This window comes from Furfurilactobacillus cerevisiae (assembly GCF_048961765.1).
GTDB classification, from domain to species: Bacteria; Bacillota; Bacilli; order Lactobacillales; family Lactobacillaceae; genus Furfurilactobacillus; species Furfurilactobacillus milii_A.
Map to the genome: position 1 here is coordinate 1,762,964 of NZ_CP185253.1, position 20,955 is coordinate 1,783,918.

General features: G+C 43.0%; 22 protein-coding genes and 1 pseudogene. 3 read left to right on the forward strand and 20 right to left on the reverse strand.

All coding sequences use genetic code 11. From position 1 onward, the window contains the following. Positions 1-108 precede the first annotated feature (108 nt). The 14 genes from ABUE36_RS08460 to ABUE36_RS08525 form a co-directional block, all read right to left on the reverse strand. The gene (locus tag ABUE36_RS08460; protein ID WP_161001380.1) at positions 109-1,689 is read right to left on the reverse strand and encodes an ATP-binding protein; all 1,581 of its coding nucleotides are present in this window, start codon (positions 1,687-1,689) and stop codon (positions 109-111) included. After that, complete coding sequence (locus ABUE36_RS08465) at positions 1,686-2,402, reverse strand: response regulator transcription factor (protein ID WP_017261725.1); 717 nt, start codon at positions 2,400-2,402, stop codon at positions 1,686-1,688. The genes ABUE36_RS08460 and ABUE36_RS08465 overlap by 4 nt, the downstream gene beginning before the upstream one ends. A gap of 123 nt (positions 2,403-2,525) precedes the next feature. Then, a complete protein-coding gene (locus ABUE36_RS08470; RefSeq protein WP_421016591.1) occupies positions 2,526-3,359 on the reverse strand; it encodes a hypothetical protein in 834 nt (277 codons plus the stop codon). Positions 3,360-3,646: 287 nt separating this feature from the next. Next, complete coding sequence (gene rpmF / locus ABUE36_RS08475) at positions 3,647-3,832, reverse strand: 50S ribosomal protein L32 (protein WP_017261723.1); 186 nt, start codon at positions 3,830-3,832, stop codon at positions 3,647-3,649. Between the two features lie 64 nt (positions 3,833-3,896). Next, a complete protein-coding gene (locus ABUE36_RS08480) occupies positions 3,897-4,448 on the reverse strand; it encodes a YceD family protein (protein ID WP_161001382.1) in 552 nt (183 codons plus the stop codon). 84 nt (positions 4,449-4,532) lie between these two features. Next, the gene (locus tag ABUE36_RS08485; RefSeq protein WP_421016592.1) at positions 4,533-5,681 is read right to left on the reverse strand and encodes a nucleotidyltransferase; all 1,149 of its coding nucleotides are present in this window, start codon (positions 5,679-5,681) and stop codon (positions 4,533-4,535) included. A gap of 4 nt (positions 5,682-5,685) precedes the next feature. Further along, the gene (locus ABUE36_RS08490; RefSeq protein WP_421016593.1) at positions 5,686-6,426 is read right to left on the reverse strand and encodes a class I SAM-dependent DNA methyltransferase; all 741 of its coding nucleotides are present in this window, start codon (positions 6,424-6,426) and stop codon (positions 5,686-5,688) included. After that, complete coding sequence (rsfS, locus tag ABUE36_RS08495; protein WP_161003292.1) at positions 6,423-6,785, reverse strand: ribosome silencing factor; 363 nt, start codon at positions 6,783-6,785, stop codon at positions 6,423-6,425. Before rsfS ends, ABUE36_RS08490 begins: the two co-directional genes overlap by 4 nt. Positions 6,786-6,811: 26 nt before the next feature. Beyond that, positions 6,812-7,429: a bis(5'-nucleosyl)-tetraphosphatase (symmetrical) YqeK gene (gene yqeK / locus ABUE36_RS08500; protein WP_421016594.1), complete on the reverse strand. Its 618-nt coding sequence runs from the start codon at positions 7,427-7,429 to the stop codon at positions 6,812-6,814. Then, entirely contained in the window at positions 7,422-8,063 is a 642-nt protein-coding gene (locus ABUE36_RS08505) for a nicotinate-nucleotide adenylyltransferase (protein WP_161001387.1), read from the reverse strand. Before ABUE36_RS08505 ends, yqeK begins: the two co-directional genes overlap by 8 nt. A 37-nt stretch (positions 8,064-8,100) precedes the next feature. Next, a complete protein-coding gene (locus ABUE36_RS08510) occupies positions 8,101-8,415 on the reverse strand; it encodes a YhbY family RNA-binding protein (RefSeq protein WP_161003295.1) in 315 nt (104 codons plus the stop codon). A 17-nt stretch (positions 8,416-8,432) separates the two neighbouring features. Beyond that, a complete protein-coding gene (gene yqeH / locus ABUE36_RS08515; RefSeq protein ID WP_421016595.1) occupies positions 8,433-9,578 on the reverse strand; it encodes a ribosome biogenesis GTPase YqeH in 1,146 nt (381 codons plus the stop codon). Then, positions 9,575-10,102: a YqeG family HAD IIIA-type phosphatase gene (locus ABUE36_RS08520; RefSeq protein ID WP_421016596.1), complete on the reverse strand. Its 528-nt coding sequence runs from the start codon at positions 10,100-10,102 to the stop codon at positions 9,575-9,577. Before ABUE36_RS08520 ends, yqeH begins: the two co-directional genes overlap by 4 nt. Before the next feature lie 76 nt (positions 10,103-10,178). Then, positions 10,179-11,078 carry an RluA family pseudouridine synthase gene (locus ABUE36_RS08525; protein WP_421016597.1) on the reverse strand — a complete coding sequence of 300 codons (900 nt, stop codon included), beginning with the start codon at positions 11,076-11,078 and terminating at the stop codon, positions 10,179-10,181. Between the two features lie 173 nt (positions 11,079-11,251). On the opposite strand from ABUE36_RS08525, the gene ABUE36_RS08530 reads away from it, so the two are divergent. Beyond that, positions 11,252-12,181 (forward strand): IS30 family transposase, encoded by a 930-nt coding sequence (locus ABUE36_RS08530; RefSeq protein ID WP_421016598.1) that lies wholly within the window; start codon positions 11,252-11,254, stop codon positions 12,179-12,181. 169 nt (positions 12,182-12,350) lie between these two features. Here the strand turns inward: ABUE36_RS08530 and potE are convergent, their stop codons facing one another. From potE to ABUE36_RS08560, 6 genes and pseudogenes are all read right to left on the reverse strand, one after another. After that, a complete protein-coding gene (gene potE, locus ABUE36_RS08535; protein ID WP_017262082.1) occupies positions 12,351-13,667 on the reverse strand; it encodes a putrescine-ornithine antiporter in 1,317 nt (438 codons plus the stop codon). A 75-nt stretch (positions 13,668-13,742) separates the two neighbouring features. Next, a pseudogene (speC, locus tag ABUE36_RS08540) lies at positions 13,743-15,773 on the reverse strand (ornithine decarboxylase); the annotation flags it as partial. Between the two features lie 14 nt (positions 15,774-15,787). Continuing rightward, a complete protein-coding gene (locus ABUE36_RS08545) occupies positions 15,788-16,717 on the reverse strand; it encodes an IS30-like element ISLpl1 family transposase (RefSeq protein WP_096109805.1) in 930 nt (309 codons plus the stop codon). A 94-nt stretch (positions 16,718-16,811) separates the two neighbouring features. Next, a complete protein-coding gene (locus ABUE36_RS08550) occupies positions 16,812-16,967 on the reverse strand; it encodes a hypothetical protein (protein WP_421016599.1) in 156 nt (51 codons plus the stop codon). A gap of 301 nt (positions 16,968-17,268) precedes the next feature. After that, positions 17,269-18,270, reverse strand: a complete 1,002-nt coding sequence (locus tag ABUE36_RS08555; RefSeq protein WP_421016600.1) for a LacI family DNA-binding transcriptional regulator — start codon at positions 18,268-18,270, stop codon at positions 17,269-17,271. A 148-nt stretch (positions 18,271-18,418) separates the two neighbouring features. Beyond that, positions 18,419-19,270: a bifunctional hydroxymethylpyrimidine kinase/phosphomethylpyrimidine kinase gene (locus ABUE36_RS08560; RefSeq protein ID WP_421016601.1), complete on the reverse strand. Its 852-nt coding sequence runs from the start codon at positions 19,268-19,270 to the stop codon at positions 18,419-18,421. Between the two features lie 200 nt (positions 19,271-19,470). Here ABUE36_RS08560 and ABUE36_RS08565 point away from each other — a divergent pair, with 200 nt between their 5' ends. After that, positions 19,471-20,511, forward strand: coding sequence for a DUF3114 domain-containing protein (locus ABUE36_RS08565; protein ID WP_161001135.1), 1,041 nt, complete (start codon positions 19,471-19,473; stop codon positions 20,509-20,511). Between the two features lie 218 nt (positions 20,512-20,729). Next, entirely contained in the window at positions 20,730-20,933 is a 204-nt protein-coding gene (locus ABUE36_RS08570; RefSeq protein ID WP_161001134.1) for a hypothetical protein, read from the forward strand. The last annotated feature ends 22 nt before the right edge of the window (positions 20,934-20,955 follow it).

Consider the following 20,955-nt stretch of genomic DNA (forward strand, 5'->3'; position numbering starts at 1 on the left):
CAACTAGACCACTTCTAAGAATAGATTCTTAGTGTTGCACTTGATTTGACAATTGAGGGAAAATACTATTTTTAACTCAATTCAAAATTTTCATTGTAAAAGAATGAATTATTCAAGTAAATTGCTATCTTTAAGCGTTTCATCAAGCGGCTTACTTGGTTCTTGTGTGGCTTGTAATTCCTCCAAATGATGCCGTTCTTGGTCATTCAAGATATGCAAAGAAATTTGGAAGATCGAGCCATGACCAAGTGAGGACTCAACAGAAACGTGACCGTTATACCCTTCGACCAATCGTTTAGCAATGGATAATCCGAGTCCATTGCCGCCTTTTTCCCGTGAACGCGCCTTGTCGACACGATAGAAACGATTAAAGACCCGATCCATGTTCTCAGGTGCAATCCCTTCTCCAAAGTCCTGCACGGACACCTGAGCGTTTCGCCCATCTTCTGACAAAGATACGTGAACCTCTTTGCGAGTTTGCGAATACTTAACTGCGTTGTCCATCAAAATAATGAGCACCTGCTCCAAATGATCACGAAACATCGAAACGTAAGTTGGCTTACGTAAATCATCATCCAAAGAAAACGTGAAGTCCGGATGAATCATCTTGAAATTGTTAAAGACCTGGTTAACCACCATTTTGATATCCGTAACCTGATTACGAAAATCAATTTCAACTTGTTCAGCCCGGGACAGATCCAACATTTCTTGTACGAGACTCTTCATCCGTTTGGTCTCAGCTAAAGAAGCCTGGATGGATTCGTTTAACACTTCGGGATCATCCTTACCCCAGCGATTTAGCAGCTCCATATGGCCCTGAATGATGGCTACCGGCGTCCGCAATTCGTGAGACACATCGCCCACAAACTGTTGCTGCTGATCAATATACCGTTGCATTTGATCCAGCATCCGATTCAATAATTCCGACAAATCAGACAACTCGTCATTGCGGCGAGACTCCGGCACCCGCGTACTAGACTGGGGGTCTTCACTTGCCTTAGTGATTGTCGCACTAATGTCAGAAATTGGCCGCAAGAAATAACTAGCTAAAATGTAACCAAATACCGATATTGCCAGTAACCCAATCAGTAACAACACAATCAAGATAGACCCAGTTCGTTGATACGTTCGCCAATAACCATTGAGCTGATTAGTAACTTGAACATAACCAACAACTCGCTTGGTGCCGTGCTGATAAATCGGCGCGCGGCCAACATACACAACGTGACCGTTCAAATGACTTAACTTCAATTGGCGTTTGCCAACGGACTCAAACGGCTGTGGATCAACTCGTGATGCGAAAATTTCAGAGCCACTACGGTCATAAACGCTAACGGCTAAATTATCATTGGCCAACGTTCGAATGATCGCATCGTTATATAAATTATGCTGTTGATCCGGTTTACTTGGATTATGCGGTAAATAAGGGTTTTCACGGGGACGAAGAACCGGTTCAACATCATCACTCGTTAGATCTTTAACATTGTCATTTAACCGTTGGGTCACGACATTAATCGCATCTGTCGTCCGTCGGCGTTCTTGACGCAAAAGGACTGAGGTAAAGCTAGAAAATAATAATCCTAATACAATCGTAAAAATGACAAAGACACCCGTACCGGTACCGAGTGCCCACTTCCATTTTAACGACATGCGTCGTCTTTTTTTGGTCGTTTGTTTATCAGTCATCATGAACGAATTACGTATCCCGTTCCGCGAACTGTCTGAATGTAACTTTCCTCACCTGGGCGATCGATTTTATTACGCAGATAACGAATGTAAACATCCACGACATTAGTTTCAACCTCTGATTCGTAACCCCATACCTTTTGTAACAGTACATCACGCGCTAACACAACATTGACGTTTTCCATCAGTGTCAGTAACAGCTCGTATTCACGCTTGGTCAAATTAATGATTTCATCACCGCGACGAACGATCCGGTTTTCCTTTTCGATTCGCAGATCTTTATATTCAACAACCGTTTGTTTGAAGTTTTTCTGTTCGCCTTCAATATCGATCCGCCGTAGCAGTGCCCGTACACGAGCCAATAGTTCTTCAATAGCAAATGGCTTAACGATGTAGTCGTCAGCTCCGTGATCAAGACCAGAAACTCGATCAATCACTGAATCACGTGCTGTCATCATCACAATTGGTGTGCTCTTTACTTCCCGAACTCGTCGGCAAACCTCTAAACCATTTAATTCCGGTAGCATCAAGTCAAGTAAAATAACATCAAAGTCGGTTTCAAGTGCAGCTTCCAGACCTGTCCGACCGTTGTATTCCACTTGGGTTGTGTACCCTTCATGTTTCAATTCAAGGTCAACAAAGCGAGCTAGGTTCTTCTCATCTTCAATAATGAGAATGCTATACTTCTTCGCATTTGTTTGTTCCGTGTTTTCCATTTAATTAACACTCCGCATTTTATTATCGTTCTCTAAGTCTGAACGGTTCAATTTTTAACAACGCTCTCATTTTATCATTTAACCGCCATTTCTGCTAGCATCACCGGCTGTCCGTTTGAAGCCTCAGTGTCTTGTCCGAGACAGCGAATAAAATAGGTTAAATGACGTGTAAAAAAGCACGCCAATTACAAGCCAAGAAACAATCGCCACATTGAAGTGTGAAAATACCATCAACCCGACGAGGACGCCAACAATACCAGACAATGATGCAATACTGGCTACCTTGCGATCATAGTCCCCATAGTACACAAACAGACTACTGCCAGCTGCAACTGATAGTGCTGATCCACTCATCATAATTGGAAAAGCGACCAAGGGGTTCAATCCTAACGCGTAAATAGTAGCTGTCGTTAACGCATAAGATCCGATACCAATATTATTCAGTGCCCCATAGAGTATCTGCAACCCACAACCGACAATCAGTGACAGTCCGCTGAGTCGCAAGGCTGTCCCATTGCCAGCAATTAAATGTAACCGGCCAGCTAAAATGAATAGCCCTGCAATAATTAAACCACATGCAATCCATCGTTTGATCGTCCTTTCAGGCAATTTCACAACAAAGCGAGGACTCAACACCGCCCCCACTACTTGCGCAACTACTAATGCCAATAAGGTCACAGGGTCCACTTTAACGACACCAATGAACCCGACAGCCATCAGAACAAATGGTACGACGCCTTGAACATTAAGTGTTCCTGGCAGTCGTTTCACGGACACCCATTTAGTTGGCGTATAAATGGCTGTGCTGACCGCAAAGTCGGACACCCCTAACGTGGATAAAAAGAAAATCAGCATTCCACTCAACGCTACCCCAATTGTCGGTGCGGGCGAGCGACGCACCGCATCCCAGTGACGGTAGAGGTCGACACCAACATATACCGCAAAACACACGCCCACGATGATTAATACTGCTAATAGTCCCGTTCGCATGGATCACACTCCGTTCATAAAGATTACAAGCAATGATTATACCGTAATTCTCACAGTATTTTCGCCCCAAAGGTAAGAATCAAATCCACATCACCACTAATATTTGAGACCAGTAAAACGGCAAACTAGCCGGTGGTGTATTGTCAGCCTTTCCCAGTAGCTTCAATATAAAGTGAGTCTCTTAAACTAACTGGCAAAAAAGCGAGAAAAAAACACCTGAGAGCCTAGGCCTCTCAGATGTTTTCAATAATGAATTAAGCGTTGTTAGCAGTCTTAACGACTTGCTTGCCATCGTAGTATCCGCAACTAGGGCAGACACGATGTGACATCCGTAATTCACCACAGTTTGGGCATGGAGCCAAATTAGGCGTTGCTAATTTGATGTGACCCCGACGCTTCAACTTCTTTTCTTTAGATGTTTTCCGTGCTGGTACAGCCATGTGAACGAGCACCTCCTTGAATGATTTTATCCACACATGTGTTTTTAAAATCTGCTAAGCCATCCTACCGGTCTTGGTCCTGATCAGGGAACAATCCCTTTAACTTAGCGAGACGTGGATCAATGGGTTGATTTTCTTCCTGTTCAGCTGTGTAATCGTCCTCAGAAATAACTTCCCAACCATTTCCAGTTGGCATGTCCTGACCATTACGTTCTGACTCAGTTAGAATTTGCATAGGAATTTGGGCAATGATATTGTCAATCACACCCTCATCTAAGTCAACAGTTTGAGTCTCCAAGAGTAAAACCGTTTCGTTTTCCTCATAGCGATCAAAGTGACTCTCTTCCGTGATGTAAATCTCGTTCATGTCAAAGTCAAACGGAAAATCCACCGGTGCCAACGAACGACTCGAAGGCACTATAGCTTTACCGCTAACCTTAACATCTAGTAGCACATCGTCACGATCAACCATAACGGTTCCAACCACTTTAACGGGATCGATGTCGATAACCCGATCGGCAAACCGATCAAGCATCTTCACTTTCACATCTAAAGTTTCGTCGATCCGCAGTGGCTCATTACGATACTTTTCAAGCTCTTTGAGCGACCATTTCATCGATAAACCTCCTAATGCAACGAATTTCATTATACCGGCGCATTAATACAATGTCAACGTAAAATCCTTGACAGCCAAATGATTCTATTTGGTACCTATTCGGATCGGGTCATGACGAAAGTCCTGCGACTGCCCCGTTAACATTTCGTATAGCATACCGGCACGATAGTCTAAATTTAGCGTCGTTTTTTTTAAGTTCTGGTCAAACCTAGTTACGACGGGTAGTCCAAACGTTTTTTTATGTGCGTTTAAATAATGTTGACCAGCTGATGTAAAGCCAAGTAACCGCAAGTAGTCTGTTTGACCAGGTGTCATTTCGTTATCAAGCGCGTGAACTAAAGCATACAAACAGACACGTTGTAATCGTGAGTACGTATATCGTTTTGTCTTAATAGCGGTTAAGAAATCATCCCAGTGCGACTGCGTTTCTGCAGCTTCCTTCAAACGATAATCTAATCCTTCAGACATCTGATAAATTTGGTGCAAAGACGTCGTTGGCATCATCAATAAAGTATGCCGTAACAACGCCCACATCTTGGGTGACCACCCCTTCAATGGCGTCAAATGGCGAATATCAGCAAACGTCTCAGCTGGCACATTCGCTGCCACATTAACACCACGCTGATGACCGAGAACGGTCTGTCTGATGGCAGTTGCACTCGAATAGCCCCGTGGATTCATTTGGTCATCATGGTACTCACTGCCAACCCTTGCCACCGGCATCAACTTCAACGGTGACGACAACTTTGCGTTCGCAACTGCGTAACCATAGCCAAGAATATCGTTGGGTTGGTCCAAACGAAATCCGGTTTGTGACTCTAATTGCGCGTTAAATAACGTGGCATAGGTTTCATTAAATGTCTTAAACGCCTGCGAATCATTGACTGTCGCATGAGCCAACGCTGCAAAGTCCGTTTGGTAATGTTCGGCGCCAAAAACCAGCGTTGGTACTTGCATAGCAGATAGCAATGACAAGGCCCCTTGTGCGAACAAGTGGGCCGGCTGAACAGCCCAGTGAAATGGCAACTCTACTACGAGATCAGCCCCATTATGAAGTGCCTCTGACGCTCGCTGCCACTTATTGAATATGGCTGCTTCACCACGCTGAACAAAATTGCCGCTCATGACAGCGATAACGACGTCAGCACCTGTAACCGCTCGTGCTTGCTGCAAATGATATCGATGACCATTATGAAATGGATTATACTCCGCCACAACACCTACTGCCTGCATAATGTCATCCTTCCCGTCGACAGTCAAAGAACCAACGTGTTGTATCTGCCTCTGGCTCTGCTTTCCCAAAGTCGGCAAACACCTGAACCTGATTAAAGCCTGCCTGTGTCAATAATCGTTGATATGTTGCCAATGGATACGTTCTTTCCACATGCAGTTCAGCGTGGTGGTCATAACCCTTAATTGAGTCATTCCAAATGAAAAAATTCAAATCGTGCTCAACCTGGTGTTCAGCATCGCCTTCATAACTGGTCCACATGAACGCACGATGATCATCGTGAAAATTGTACATATATCCAGGATAGACGTCATCTGTTTGATGCGGTGTAATGACGTCAAAAAGATAATGACCATTGGCAGTCAAATGTGCAGCGGCCTCGCGAAACGCCTCCGCCATCTCCTCTTCATTGGGCAAATAGCAAAGAGAATCGTCAAAACAAGTAATTGTATTATACATTTTAAGATCGCCTAATGCAGTCATATCCCCCTGAATCAACGGCAACTCAACACCGACTGTCTGCGCCTTGCTTGCAGCAATGCTCAACATCTCTGGCGCTAGATCCAGACCGGTCACTTGGTATCCAGACTGAATCATCTTAATCGCTAACCGACCAGTACCGCACGCTAAGTCCAGCACGCTGTCAGTCTTCGCGACTCCTCGAGAGCGCACAAAACCCAGCCATGAGTCATACATAGCTGGGTCAAACAGTTCATCATAAAAATCGGCAAACTGTCCGTAAATCATGCTGTTTCGCCCAACCAATCTGTTAGGTTAACCATCGGCGCATCTGACCATAATTTTTCTAAATCATAGTAATGACGCTGTTCTTCTTGGAAAATGTGAACAACAATGTCACCAAAATCTAGCAGAACCCAAGTGCCTTCTGCTTTACCTTCAACCCGGCGAACCGTCACACCGGCCTCACCTTCAGCATCCAAAATAGCCTGAGTAATCGCCTGAACTTGACGCTTAGAACCACCATTCATAATGGCAAAATAATCGGCCACTAAGCTAACCTGCTCAACATCTAACGCCACAATATCCTCAGCACGTTTAGCATCTCCGGCCTTAACAGCCACTTCCAACATTTGTTTACTATCCAAAATAGTTCCTCATTTCACTTAATTGATTAATAGTTATATTTCATTTGCTTCTGAGCGACCCAACGATTAAACGTTAATAAGGTTGCCGGATAAATCGGCGCATTCTTTTCAGCTAAATACAGCATTGTGTGCTTCGTCTGAAAAGCAACCCCAGCACGCAGATCTTTGTGGGTTATCTGTCTAGCCTCATCGACACCATCAAAATTACGCTCGGGTTCAATGTAATCCGCCATATAAACAACTTGAGCCAACGGTGACATTTCCACAGCGCCCGTGGTGTGATAACGGACAGCGTTTAAAATGTCTTCATCATCAATGCCGAGCTCATCACGAATAAATTCTGCGCCCACAATACCATGCCAAATGGCATTGCCCCAATTCAGCAGATCCGGATCCATTTGATGTTTTTTAATCATGCCGATGAACGCTTCATCGCTACGCTCTTTAGCATAATCATGGATCAAACCAGCAATACTAGCCTTTTCCAAATCAACACCATTTTCTTCAGCTAACTGAATCGCAGTCTGTTCTACGCGCAAACAATGATTGAACCGTTTGTCACGCAACTGTTGATGAACGGCTTCAACCAATTCATCACGTGTGCCGTTATAAAGATGCTGCTGATAACGCATTGTCTTACTCATGATACAACTGATGCTCCTTAATGTATGCTTCAACTGCCTCTGGAACTAAGTAGTGAATCGATTGCCCGCGTTTGACACGATCACGAATCATTGAACTACTGATGTCAATTGTCGGCACATCGACCCAAATAACTGGATATGGCGTTTGTTTCTTATAGCCAGCTCGACCAACACCAACAAACGTTACTATTTTTGCCAACTCGTCGATACGATGCCATTTCGGCAGATAAGCCACTTCATCCCCACCAATAATAAAGTAATACTCAGTTTTAGGATGACGCGTCTTCAAATCCACCATCGTGTCATACGTGTAGCTTTTGCCGCCACGTTGAATTTCACTCATCTCTAAGTCAAACAACGGGTTTCCGAAAATAGCACGGCGAACCATTCTTGCACGTAGCAAAGGATCAATTGCAAGTTTAGGATCAATATGCGGAGGCTGAGCGTTGGGCATAAAAAGAACCTTATTTAATCCCAATTGCTTACCCACTTGATCCGCAATAATAAGATGACCCAAGTGTGGCGGATTAAAAGTTCCACCCAAAATGCCTACCCGTTGTTTAGGCATTTCTGTGACCATTTCTGTCATCACTTGAGTGCCCGTTTGTTTAGTCGTTAACGTCGATGTAATCATTGTCTATCCCTACTTATTTCACGTGTTTACCCTAACACTAAACCAATGTTGCAACCTTTTTCGATAGCCGTTGATTATCTGGATCCGTTGCGGGCATAAACAACACCAGCGTATGACCGATTGTTTGGACCACAGTAATCCGCGGATTTTTTTCAATAAAGGTCTTTGCCTCTGCGACGGTTGCATCTGCACTTTGTAATAAGTTCACCTTAATAAGTTCACGTTTCTCCAAGGCACCGGTTAATTGGTCTAACCACGTTGCTGTCAAACCGTTCTTTCCCACTGAAAACAGTGGACGTAGTGAATGTGCTTCAGAACGTAAAAAATGTTTTTGTTTACCCTTTAAATCCATATAATGTCTCTCCCGTTTTAAATCATTGCGCGTCTTAGCAAGACGTTGACGCCCTTTGGCGCCCAACCAGCGATCGTTACGTTGGCAGGAACTGTTACCCAGCCCAAGCCCTCAATAACGAGATCACTTTTTTCCGTTGTACGAAATTCGTGTCTCGCCAATTCAGGTAGATCTGCCAACTCTTCCTGGGAAGGTGGTGTGAGTATCTCACCAGCGTGATCACGATAAAAATCATCCGCGTGTGCCAATTTCGTTCGATGAATCATCAGATTATTCTCAAAATAGGCACTAACACCAGTTGTTCGACTGTCTGTTGTTGCAGACAATAAATCAAACCTTGCCACTGCACCCATGAACAACGTTTGTTCACCTTGTAGCTGATAAACACGTGGCTTAATTTCCTTTTGCGGGGCGACATACTTTAAAGCCCCTGCACTCAGAAAATGCGCCATCTGTTCAGGATGAATAATTCCTGGTGTGTCAACTAAAACATGATCTTCCCCAAGTGGAATTTCAATCTTGTCTAACGTCGTCCCAGGAAAGCGTGAAGTTGTGATCAGATCAGCGACACCAGAGTTTTGTTTTAAAATCTGATTAATCAACGTGGACTTACCAACGTTGGTAACACCCACAACATAAACGTCACGATCACCGCGATATTTATCAATCAATGTCAACAGATCATCTACATCGCGGCCATTCTTTGCGCTCAACAGTGTGGTCGCCAGTGGTCGCAATCCATTGGCATTAGCTTGTTGACGTACCCAATCAGTCAGTTTACTTCGTTTGAGTGAACGCGGCAAAACATCTTCTTTATTACCAACTAGTAGAATTGGATTATCACCAACAAAACGATGTAATCCAGGAATCATACTGCCATTAAAGTCAAAAATATCAACGACATAGACGATTAGAGCGTTGGCATCTCGAATCTGAGCCAGTAACCGTCGAAAATCGTCATCTGTTAATGACACTGGCACGATTTCGTTATAATGACGCAAACGAAAACAACGCTGGCAATACAATTCACCGTTTTCAAGACCTTTTTTTAAGGCCGATTGAGGTGTATAGCCAACGGCAGTGGAATCTGTTGTTTGAATCTTGGCTCCACAGCCAATGCAGTACAGTGGCTCTGACGTTTCATTCGTTACTGCTTCACTCATCGTAAATCCTCCTGCCATGTCATCGTCGGATAAACACGGCATAACCGTTGCATCACAAATCGCTCAAAGAAGCGGTTAATTCGTGTATCCCACTTGTCCGTTTCAATCAACGGCTTCACTAAAATACTCCGTACATGCGCGTTATTTGCCGCCCACATGTCTGTCATCAGCTGATCACCAACCATCACAACTTCACTATTACTCAATGAGAGACGCCGTTGCGCCTGACGAATACCGCGCGTTAATGGTTTTAGTGAACGTGAAACGAATTCAAGTCCTAAGGGCGTGACTGCTCGTGAGATGCGAGCAGCACTGTTATTTGAAACGACTACAATGCGAATATTATTTGCGTGCATCGTTTGGATCCACCGTCGTAACTGCGGCGTTCCATCCGGATTATTCCAAGCAATCAACGTATTATCTAAATCTGTCAAAATAACACGAATGCCCGCTGACTTTAATTGTTCAGGCGAAACATTATATATTGCTGAAATCATCCAAGTTGGTTTGAAGTTGGCGATCATTTAAAGCTCCTTGCTGCTGACTATTTTTTAGCACAAAATTATCTAAATCATTATACCAGAAAGCACTTAAAAATGCTTATTCCACCGGTTTCGAATCACGTAAACGATTTACCACCGCCTGCATATCCTCAGGTAATGGCGCAGTGTAGGTCTGTCGCTGTTGCGTAACAGGATCTGTAAATGATAATTGCCATGCATGCAATGCCTGTCGTTGCATTAACCTAAGCGATCCACCATATAAACGATCACCGAGTAGCGGATGACCGATACTCTGCATGTGCACTCTAATCTGGTGAGTCCGTCCTGTTTTTAAATTTAATTCAACTAATGCGATATTTTCAAACTGTTCTAGCACTTTATATTCAGTAATTGCAGATTGTCCGTTTGAAGTTATTGCCCTAGCAACCTGTCCATCCACTCGTCCAAGTGGACTGTCAATAACACCGTGGTCATTCTCAAATCTACCTTCCACCAATGCGAGGTACGTTTTTCGCATTGTGTGCTGATCTACTTGAGGGGCAATCATTCCCTGAACAATACCATTACGTGCCACCAACATGATGCCGCTAGTATCACGATCTAGACGAGTGATTAAATGTGGCACTAAATTATCAGCATTATTGGCCACGAGCCACCCTTTAATGCGATTGACCATCGTTGTTTGCTGATCGCTCGGTCCAGGAACAGCGTTAACACCTGCATTTTTATTAACTACCAGCCAATTTTCATCGGCCATCAAAACATCGATTGGTTCCTCATCGACAGCAACGTTCCCATCACTAGGCTCGTTGGGCAACGACAACGTGACAACATCACCAATTGCAACTGCATGATCCGGCTGAGTGATTTGTTGATTCAACGCTACCTTGCCTCCAAGATGCCGCTGACGAGTCCATAAATTATGGCTGATTCCTTGTGCAAACAAAAATTGTTTGACGCTGACATAAGTTGCGGTTGAACGCCAACTAAATTTCAATGTTTTGCTAACCCGCTTTCTGGTGTATTTCTACTATTATAAAACACAAGATTAATAATAATATTTGATCAAAAAGTAGATTGTAAAATTAATCCGAACGCTGTTCGGACAAAAAAGATCAGCTTCCTTTAAAATGGTGTTTACAACAAACCCATCTTTTAGGAGCTGATCTTTTGTCTAGTATAACCTATTCCGAACGAATTAAAATCGAAACCTTTTGTGAACTAGGGCTGTCCAATATCCAAATGGGCGTTCGGCTGAACCGATCACCGTCAACAATTTCTTATGAATTATCTCGATGTCAACCTTATCAGGCTGAATTAGCACAAACAGATGCCGAATACAAGCGATCACGATGTGGTCGGAAAACTAAGCTGAGCGATGAGTTAAAGCAAACAATTCTCAACCATTTACATCTAAGCTGGTCACCAGGAATGATTGCTCACGAATTTAAACTAGCGACTAAATCTATTTATAATTGGCTAAATCAGGGGAGAATTGGTTTCTCCTTGAATGATCTACCTGAACATGGCGTACGCCAACGGCGTAACGTTGACCAACGATCCAAATATAATCAATCTTTGGGGCGATCGATTGAACAGCGTCCCATGATGATTAATCAACGTAATCGCATCGGTGATTTTGAACTAGATACCGTCGTTGGCCCTCGTGGGCATAGTAAGGCAGTTTTATTAACTTTAATCGATCGCAAATCACGGTTCCTTTGGGCATATCGGTTAAAGGACCGAACGACAGCGAGTGTTAATGAAGCACTGACTAAGTTCCTAACAACTTTTAATGGACCGGTGCACGGTTTTACTGTGGACCGTGGTACTGAGTTTAGTGGGCTAGTATCATTTGAATCACAATATGGTATTAAGACCTATTACTGTCATGCTTATACGCCAGCTGAACGTGGTAGTAATGAACGCTTTAATCGGAATTTACGTTATTTTTATCCTAAGGGGACTCGTTTTGAGCACATTAGTGCTCAAGATTTAACGACGACGTTACTCCAAATTAACCAGAGACCGCTTAAAATACTTGACTGGAAAACACCGTATCAGGTTATGCTGACCAATTTGTCCAAAAATTCGGATTAAATTTGCAATCTACCGATTGCCCATTGAATATAGCCCGTTTACAGTTAAAGCCAACGGTATGCTTTCATCCATTTACTCACCCTCATTCAGCCTCAACTTAGTTTTTTGCCGAAGAACCAAAGCGCGAATTGCTTTTTTCGCATTACTTTATTCAATCGAGGATGCGTCATTAATTCGTAGTCTTGGACAAATCAAATTTATGTGACACAAATCCGTACAAGGTCCAACCTGCAAATGTCACAAGTGCACCATACGCAAGTTCTTCAAAGCCGACTGCGTACAATGCATAGAGACTGTAGAGCGATGCAATCGTAGCAATGATATTTGTCGTGCGTCGTGCAGATGCCGATACCTTGGCATCGAGTTGCATTGTTTTAAGCGCACCCATTGATAGCAAGTATGGAATAACATTTGTCACCACCGCCAAATTTACTAGAATTGTGAACTGCTTTGACAGGGACGGGCTGATCGTCATAAGTGCCAACAAAGACTGCAAAACAGTAATAATAATCATACCAATAATAGGTGTACCATTGGCAATTGTTTTCCCAAATATTTTCGGGAAATATCCTTCATGTGCGGAACTACGGAAGACTTCGGCGATAGTAAATTGCCAACCCAGCAATGACCCGAAACACGAAATAATCATCAGTCCCATAACAATGTTCCCAACCATCGGTGTAAACATCTGACTGAAAGCTACCCCAAACGGTGCGTTTGATGCGGCTAACTTAGCGTTAGGAACAATCCCCTGCATAACGTTTGTCGAAACGATATACATTACGGCCGCCCCAATAGTTCCGCCTAAAACAGCAATGGGAACATTTTTCTTAGGATTTTCAACAGAATCCATATTTGCGGAAGCTGATTCTAGGCCTAAAAACGCCCATAGTGTAATCGAAATCGAATTGCTAATCCCCTTGAAAAAGCCCATATTGTGCGGATTCCAAGATGCTGCATACAAGTGACCACTAAAGAAGAACCAGCCGGCTAGTGAAATAACGACAACCGGAATGATAACGCCCCAAACAGTGAAGGTGCTGATTTGTCCGGTAATTCTTGCGCCACCAAAGTTCATGACTGTAGCCAACCAAAGTGTAAAAATTGTGGCCAAGGCAACGCCAACTGGTGACATGTGCAAATGGAATAAAACATCAAAGTAACCAACGGCAGAAATTGCAATCGCCGCATTGGCAATCACAAGTGAAACACCGTACGTATAGTTGGCCATGAACGAGCCTGCCTTGCCGTAGGAATACTGAGCATAACCACCCATACCACCTGAATTTCTGGTATACATCCCTGCTCTTGAGAATGCATAGGCCAAACACATTGCACCACCAGCAGTAACGATCCAAGACAATATCGACATCGTACCAACCTGTGCTAAATTGGTTGGCAGCATGATAATTCCTGAACCCATCATGTTAATGGCCGTAATAATTGTGAGCTGAACCACACTCATCTTTTTCTTTTCCTGGGCCATGATTTTACCTCTATCCGTTTTTCTGAAATTTATAAAAAAGCGCGGTAGACATGACGTCCACCACGTTGAATGGAACTACTCACCCTTGTTTTCTGACTTAGGATCGTAGACATACCCGTATGCGGTAGTCTGTCCATTTTCATTCTCGAAATAGACACCTTGAATTTCAGGCGCAAACCCTGGGAAACGGTTAATCCCTTCCTCCAAGATTAAGAAGTAGGTCTGGGCAACCTTGCTCCATTTTTCACCTGGAACAACACAGAAAATACCAGGTGGGTATGGAAGTGCACCTTCTAAGGCGACTTCTCCTTCAATATCTTTCAGTGGTACAAGCTTGGCGTTGTTATGCAATAACTCAACGTTAGCTTCGTATGGCGTCATTGCTTGTTCAGGGAAGTAATCGGCCAAGAACATCTCTTTTTGATATTCCTTAGCATTGTTTCCCTTATAGAAGTCATGTAACTCTTGGCAGAGTTGAAGAATCGTGTAACCCGCGTAACGATCTTTGTGTTGTGCATACAGGTTTGGAAGCACATCTTCCAGTGGCGCATCAGCTTTAACAAGTGATTCAAACTTAACGATTTGTGATACTAAATTATTCATCTTGGCTGGTGTCTCTGCTGGCGTCATCAAGAACAAAATAGAATTCAAATCGTTCTTTTCAGGAATAATCCCGTGTTCACGCAAGTAGTTAGCTAAGATTGTTGCCGGAATACCAAAGTCTTCATATTCACCCGTCTGAACATTAATACCAGGCGTTGTTAACATAAATTTGTTTGGATCAACAAAGTATTGATCATCCTCGTAGCCATCAAAAGCGTGCCATTTTGCACCCTTTTCAAAACGCCAGTAATCAATGTTGCTGACAATTTCCTCAGTGTCGGCATCTTCCCAGTTTTTTCCATTTACGACTGGTGGCACAAACGGACGAATCATTGTGGCATTCTTCATCAAATTTTTACGTGCATTTACTGATGTTACTAAAGCATCGTGCCACAGTTTTTTACCGGCTTCGCCTTCTTGCATCTTGGCGTTGACATCCAAGGTTGCAAACAATGGGTAGAATGGGGATGTTGAAGCATATTGCATATAAGCGTTGTTGAATCGTTTATGATCGATGTACCGTTTTTGCCCCTTAATGTGAGCGTCTTTTTTATGAATTTGTGATGCTTGTGAAAAACCAGCCTGTTGTTTGTGTGTTGATTGGGTAACCAAGATACCAGGATCATCAGGTCCCAGATCAAGTAACAATGGTGAAGAATCACGCATCATTGGAATAAATTGCTCGTAACCGACCCATGCAGAGTCAAAAAGAATGTAGTCACATAAGTGGCCAATGCGTTCGACAACTTGTTTGGCATTATAAATAGTGCCGTCATAAGTACCTAACTGAATAACAGCTAAACGGAATGGCCGTTTTTGCTTAGCCTTTTCTGGATCCACTTTTGCAGCCTGTTTACGGATATAATCCTCGTCAAAATCGCGGGAATAAATACCACCGATAAAACCGTATGGGTCTCGTGAGGTTTCTAAGTAAACCGGACGGCCACCGTCTTTAACCAATGCTGCATTGTAGACAGATTTATGGTTATTACGATCAAATAAGACTAAATCATCCGGCGCAACGGCGGCGGTAATGGCAATATTATTTGATGTCGTCGTCCCGTTCATAACGAAATACGTCTTGTCAGCATTGAATACTTGTGCCGCATGTTTTTCGGCGTCCATCGCTGGGCCTTCATGAATTAACAAGTCACCTAGGTCAACATCGGCGTTACAGATATCTGAACGAAAGACATTTTCGCCAAAGAAATCATAGAACTGACGACCTGCTGGATGCTTACGGAAATATTGCCCCCCTTGATGTCCAGGACAATCAAATTGGATGTTTCCGCGTTCAACGTAAGCCTTTAATTCCTTGAAGAATGGTGGCAAAACGCCGTCTTCATATTTTGAGGCCGCTGCCTCAATTTCACGGTTATACAACTGATGGTCATATTGATTCTTGAGATCTAAGATGTGATAAATCTTTTCCATCGTGGAACCGTCAATCTTGGAACTATCGTCAGAAATAACAAAAACGGGAATCCCAAATTTTGTTGCATTGGTAGATTGCAAATTTAATCCGAATTTTTGGACAAATTGGTCAGCATAACCTGATACGGTGTTTTCCAGTCAAGTATTTTAAGCGGTCTCTGGTTAATTTGGAGTAACGTCGTCGTTAAATCTTGAGCACTAATGTGCTCAAAACGAGTCCCCTTAGGATAAAAATAACGTAAATTCCGATTAAAGCGTTCATTACTACCACGTTCAGCTGGCGTATAAGCATGACAGTAATAGGTCTTAATACCATATTGTGATTCAAATGATACTAGCCCACTAAACTCAGTACCACGGTCCACAGTAAAACTGTGCACCGGTCCATTAAAAGTTGTTAGGAACTTAGTCAGTGCTTCATTAACACTCGCTGTCGTTCGGTCCTTTAACCGATATGCCCAAAGGAACCGTGATTTGCGATCGATTAAAGTTAATAAAACTGCCTTACTATGCCCACGAGGGCCAACGACGGTATCTAGTTCAAAATCACCGATGCGATTACGTTGATTAATCATCATGGGACGCTGTTCAATCGATCGCCCCAAAGATTGATTATATTTGGATCGTTGGTCAACGTTACGCCGTTGGCGTACGCCATGTTCAGGTAGATCATTCAAGGAGAAACCAATTCTCCCCTGATTTAGCCAATTATAAATAGATTTAGTCGCTAGTTTAAATTCGTGAGCAATCATTCCTGGTGACCAGCTTAGATGTAAATGGTTGAGAATTGTTTGCTTTAACTCATCGCTCAGCTTAGTTTTCCGACCACATCGTGATCGCTTGTATTCGGCATCTGTTTGTGCTAATTCAGCCTGATAAGGTTGACATCGAGATAATTCATAAGAAATTGTTGACGGTGATCGGTTCAGCCGAACGCCCATTTGGATATTGGACAGCCCTAGTTCACAAAAGGTTTCGATTTTAATTCGTTCGGAATAGGTTATACTAGACAAAAGATCAGCTCCTAAAAGATGGGTTTGTTGTAAACACCATTTTAAAGGAAGCTGATCTTTTTTGTCCGAACAGCGTTCGGATTAATTTTACAATCTACTCATTTGCCGCTTCAACAACAGATGTGTCTTCATCCATGACCACTACAGCCGCGACGTCAACAAAGTCAGTTTCTGTTGCAGACACAATTTCACGGTCTGTTTCAAAAAAGTTCATGGCCTTTTCCGTTGACGCAATTTTGAGCTTATCCATGTCGTACCTCCTAAAAATATTGTTGGTAAAGAACAAGTAAAACTTGCCACGGCTATATTTTTACTACCCGTTTTTTGCATTTACAATGCGAATTTGTAAACGTTTTCTTTTACGTTTTTTTTACATTGCTCATTTTTTGCCTAGTTTAGCACCCCTATTACGCCTACTAATTCGCATCTTTTTTGCGATTTTCTTAGCATTTTATAATTTTACGTTTTTTTTACCTAGACAAATGGACACAAAAAAAGACAATCAATTATCACAATTGATTGTCTTACTTTATCTTTTTTTATGGATTCAATTAGATATGTTTAATGCTTCCACGTTTTTTCAGAACAACTGAAAAGAGTCGTTCATCTGAATTCAGTGTAAATTCATCGTCACTTTTTTTGGCGAATAATATTTCCACGAGTTTTTCGCCCATTTCTTGAATTGGTTGATGAACCGTCGATAATTCTGGTTGGACATAGCGCGTAATTTCAATATCATCAAAGCCAAGGATAGAGATATCTTCTGGCACACGTTTGCCATGAGCAAGGAGACCACGATTCAATCCAACAGCGAGCTCATCAGAGAAAGCAAAAACTGCGGTTGCACCGCTATCAATAACCTGTTTGGCTGAATTAAAACCACTTACTTTAGAATCATCAGGCTGCTCCAAAAATAATGTTGGGTCTAAATCCAAATGATATTCTTTCAAACCATTTGAAAAGCCTGTGATCCGATGCAGTTTACTTTCACTATTTCCTGCCTTCATTAGCAAGGCAATTTTTCTGTGTCCATTATCAAGTAAATATTCGGCCGATTTACTGCCGGCTTCAAGTTCATTAATGGCCACAGAAGACTCGTTGTCCTGTTGCGGATCCATGATGATGCTAAGCAGACCAGTATTGGCCAGTAGCGTTTGCACAAAAGCAAGATCCATATTATCTCCTGCAACGATAATTGCATCTACTGGTCGTTCGCTTAATTCATGAATATGATATCCGATGCCCTCAGAATTTTCTGAAAATTCCACTGACAATTCTGCAAACTGTGACACCAAGCCATCCTGAACACCATGGATCAATTCACGGTAATACGGATTATCCAGGCTTGGCACGATCATTCCAACCGTCACTTTTGATTCAAATGGCTTATCATTCCCCGTATTGTGATAGCCCATCTTTTTTTGGAGACCGAGCACTTTTTGCCGTGTCGTGGCACTAAAGCGCTCACCCTTACCATTAAGAATCTGCGAAACAGTTGTTGGCGAAATGCCTGCCTCATTTGCAATATCAGTTATCGTCGTTTTCTTAGACATAATTTACCCTACTCTTCATAAATAACTCTTTTATTCGTCACTTTACATAGCATAAGCCAAGTGGCAATAAAAGCATAGTGAAATGTAAGCCCTTTAATAGAACCTGCTCAGCTTTTGTACTCGGCATCATTCTTTTTACTAATAGATTTTACTCAAAACTCATCAATAGTGAAATTGCCTCTTTAAGCTGAAGACCTAACCTCCACTGGGTGGTCGGAAGGGCTGATGTTTCTTGGATTGCTGTGTAAACAACCGCCATCGCTTCTGAAACTAGCTGTTCCGTATCAAGCTTGGGCGACCTAAGTTTCAGTACATTAAAGGTTGCACTAAACAAATCACCGGTACCGAAAAAGTGACCTTTGATCATGTTTTTACCGACCCACTCGATTTCATTGCCACTAACCCAAGCACAACCAATCGCGCTGCCTTTTTTGACTCCTGTTACAATAACCTGACAGTTAGGAGCAAAACTTTGGCAACGTTTCAACGCCTGTCGTAATTTGTCATCCGATCGGTTCATTTCTACATCGCTTTCTGACAACAGACCCAGTTCGGTGATGTTAGGCAAAGCAATTTGCGCACCACTCATTAACTGTCTCATCTCGTCAACGTAACTTTTCGTCAGAGATGGATAGAGTTTGCCCTGATTCGCCATCGCTGGATCGACAATGATGTTTTGGTTGTGATGTTGCTTAATTTCCCTATTCACTAGTTGGGTCAGCTCATTTGTTCCTAAATACCCAATAAGCGTCGAGGTAAATGAATTGATGTCATTGATATCCCAATGATGCCAAACTTGTTCCAGCCAACCAGCCATTATTTCTCTGTGAGGTTGACCAAATCCTTCTGTTTGTGTTGACAACATTTGAACAGGCAAAGACGCCGTCAAAATATTCATCGATTGGCTTACCGTCAAGGCGGACGTCATGGACATCTGCCCAAGAGCGGTAAAATCTTGAATAATGAGTGTACTTAAAACATTGCTCGCTTGCTTTTCCATTGAATAATAAATGACCCTTTCCCTTGAAGAAAAATCGAATTCGGCTATTTAAGAACTTTCTTTCAATTTACCACTGTTCGTGTAGATCAGCGTTCGCAAATCCCATTTAAACTAATCAAATGGATAATTTTCATTCAAATATTCCTTTTTACCCGTCGCAATGTGTTACCCTTACGCTAAGAAGAACGAGGAGGCGCATTATGGCGCAACATCAAAGACTTATTTCGCTAATTGAGCCACCTGTCAGTTTGTCCGACAGTAACATGTCAGCCTATGTCGAAGGAACCTACGATTTGCTGGTCCGTTTGGCAGATCACCAGCAATGGGATGAAGCAGCTTTAACAGCTTTAACTAAAAAAATCGCGTCAACAGTTAATGACACAAATTTAAAGACCCAGTTTAGTAACTGGCAAGCATCCAGTGCCACCGTAGGCAGCTCAGCATTTACCACTTTATTTGCCGCCAGTTCGATGGCACCGCTGGACAAAATGCGACAATTGCTTTCAATCCTTGGTGCTCATCTCAACAGCAACACCGGCGATTTAGTGGCGGATCATGAATTCGCCCGTGAAGCCGGTCCCAGCGACCCCTTCTGGCGCGAACTTGCTCGTACTGTTCAGGCAGCTTTTCCAAACGGACTGGCTCAAGATGACGCAACGGTGCGCATGGTTCATCAGTTACGGTACCTAATCGATGCACATAATGTCGCATTTGTGCGGCGTTCATTTGAACTCAACGGAGAAAATGATCTCGAAGCGCTCATTGCGTTTGACAAAGACGCCATCGCTCACGGCAATATTGCCAGTAAAGCGGACTCTTCCCGGATGCACAACAAGCAACCAGAGGCTTTAGCACGCGGCGTGTTGCCGGCACTCCCAACCGCTAATTTCAAACGGCTAGTCGATTTTCATAGTGAATTTGTGATTGCACCCGTTCCCGAACCGACATTCATCATTGTGCCACTGGGACAAATTGCTAATGTAAATGATGTGCCAGCATACGTCCGCGGTCTAACCTTAGAAGAACGCAACGCACTAGTTAACGGTGCATCTTTCAATTATGCTGACTCAAACGATTATGGTCAACCTGAAAGTCGGCACGCTTTGTTTGACGTAAACTATGGCGAAAATGACCCGATGGTTCGTCGACTAGCAATGAAACCATACACCAGTCCACGGGCAGAGCCACGCGCCATTTCCCTGCTTCAGCAACAATACGATGCAGCCGTTCAACAGCGTTAATTAAATATGGAACACCTTAAACTTTGTCGCCTTGGTACTTTTTTACCTAGGATTGACAAAGTTTTTTTACGCCGAAATACACTTGCGCGAGGCTTTTGTAAACTTCCTGTACCATAAAAATTACCTTCCCCTTTACAAAGTGCGCTCGTCATTTCGTTACTAATGATGTAGTCGTGGCCACGATATACAAATACCTCAACATTTAAGGAGCGAAACACATGTCACAAAAATGGCTTAAAACGAGCGTTCAATATCTTATTTCAGGTGAAGGTCACAGTACGCCGATCAAACGGAATTATAATACCGTTGCTCAAAACGTCACTGACGATCAACTGAACAAGTTTGGCGCAGCAATTGCAAGTCTGTCCAACGACAGTGTTAACGACATCTTTGTTACCACAAAGCAAGAAGCGAACGCCTAACTCACACTCAAAGGAGACTTAG

What these genes read in the sequence shown, in the direction of transcription:
- ABUE36_RS08460 (WP_161001380.1), bottom strand. Translation starts at nt 1,689, where the DNA reads ATGATGACTGATAAACAAACGACCAAAAAAAGACGACGCATGTCGTTA.
- ABUE36_RS08465 (WP_017261725.1), bottom strand. Translation starts at nt 2,402, where the DNA reads ATGGAAAACACGGAACAAACAAATGCGAAGAAGTATAGCATTCTCATT.
- rpmF (WP_017261723.1), bottom strand. Translation starts at nt 3,832, where the DNA reads ATGGCTGTACCAGCACGGAAAACATCTAAAGAAAAGAAGTTGAAGCGT.
- ABUE36_RS08480 (WP_161001382.1), bottom strand. Translation starts at nt 4,448, where the DNA reads ATGAAATGGTCGCTCAAAGAGCTTGAAAAGTATCGTAATGAGCCACTG.
- ABUE36_RS08485 (WP_421016592.1), bottom strand. Translation starts at nt 5,681, where the DNA reads ATGCAGGCAGTAGGTGTTGTGGCGGAGTATAATCCATTTCATAATGGT.
- ABUE36_RS08490 (WP_421016593.1), bottom strand. Translation starts at nt 6,426, where the DNA reads ATGATTTACGGACAGTTTGCCGATTTTTATGATGAACTGTTTGACCCA.
- yqeK (WP_421016594.1), bottom strand. Translation starts at nt 7,429, where the DNA reads ATGAGTAAGACAATGCGTTATCAGCAGCATCTTTATAACGGCACACGT.
- ABUE36_RS08505 (WP_161001387.1), bottom strand. Translation starts at nt 8,063, where the DNA reads ATGATTACATCGACGTTAACGACTAAACAAACGGGCACTCAAGTGATG.
- ABUE36_RS08510 (WP_161003295.1), bottom strand. Translation starts at nt 8,415, where the DNA reads ATGGATTTAAAGGGTAAACAAAAACATTTTTTACGTTCTGAAGCACAT.
- yqeH (WP_421016595.1), bottom strand. Translation starts at nt 9,578, where the DNA reads ATGAGTGAAGCAGTAACGAATGAAACGTCAGAGCCACTGTACTGCATT.
- ABUE36_RS08520 (WP_421016596.1), bottom strand. Translation starts at nt 10,102, where the DNA reads ATGATCGCCAACTTCAAACCAACTTGGATGATTTCAGCAATATATAAT.
- potE (WP_017262082.1), bottom strand. Translation starts at nt 13,667, where the DNA reads ATGGCCCAGGAAAAGAAAAAGATGAGTGTGGTTCAGCTCACAATTATT.
- ABUE36_RS08550 (WP_421016599.1), bottom strand. Translation starts at nt 16,967, where the DNA reads ATGGATAAGCTCAAAATTGCGTCAACGGAAAAGGCCATGAACTTTTTT.
- ABUE36_RS08555 (WP_421016600.1), bottom strand. Translation starts at nt 18,270, where the DNA reads ATGTCTAAGAAAACGACGATAACTGATATTGCAAATGAGGCAGGCATT.
- ABUE36_RS08560 (WP_421016601.1), bottom strand. Translation starts at nt 19,270, where the DNA reads ATGGAAAAGCAAGCGAGCAATGTTTTAAGTACACTCATTATTCAAGAT.
- ABUE36_RS08565 (WP_161001135.1), top strand. Translation starts at nt 19,471, where the DNA reads ATGGCGCAACATCAAAGACTTATTTCGCTAATTGAGCCACCTGTCAGT.
- ABUE36_RS08570 (WP_161001134.1), top strand. Translation starts at nt 20,730, where the DNA reads ATGTCACAAAAATGGCTTAAAACGAGCGTTCAATATCTTATTTCAGGT.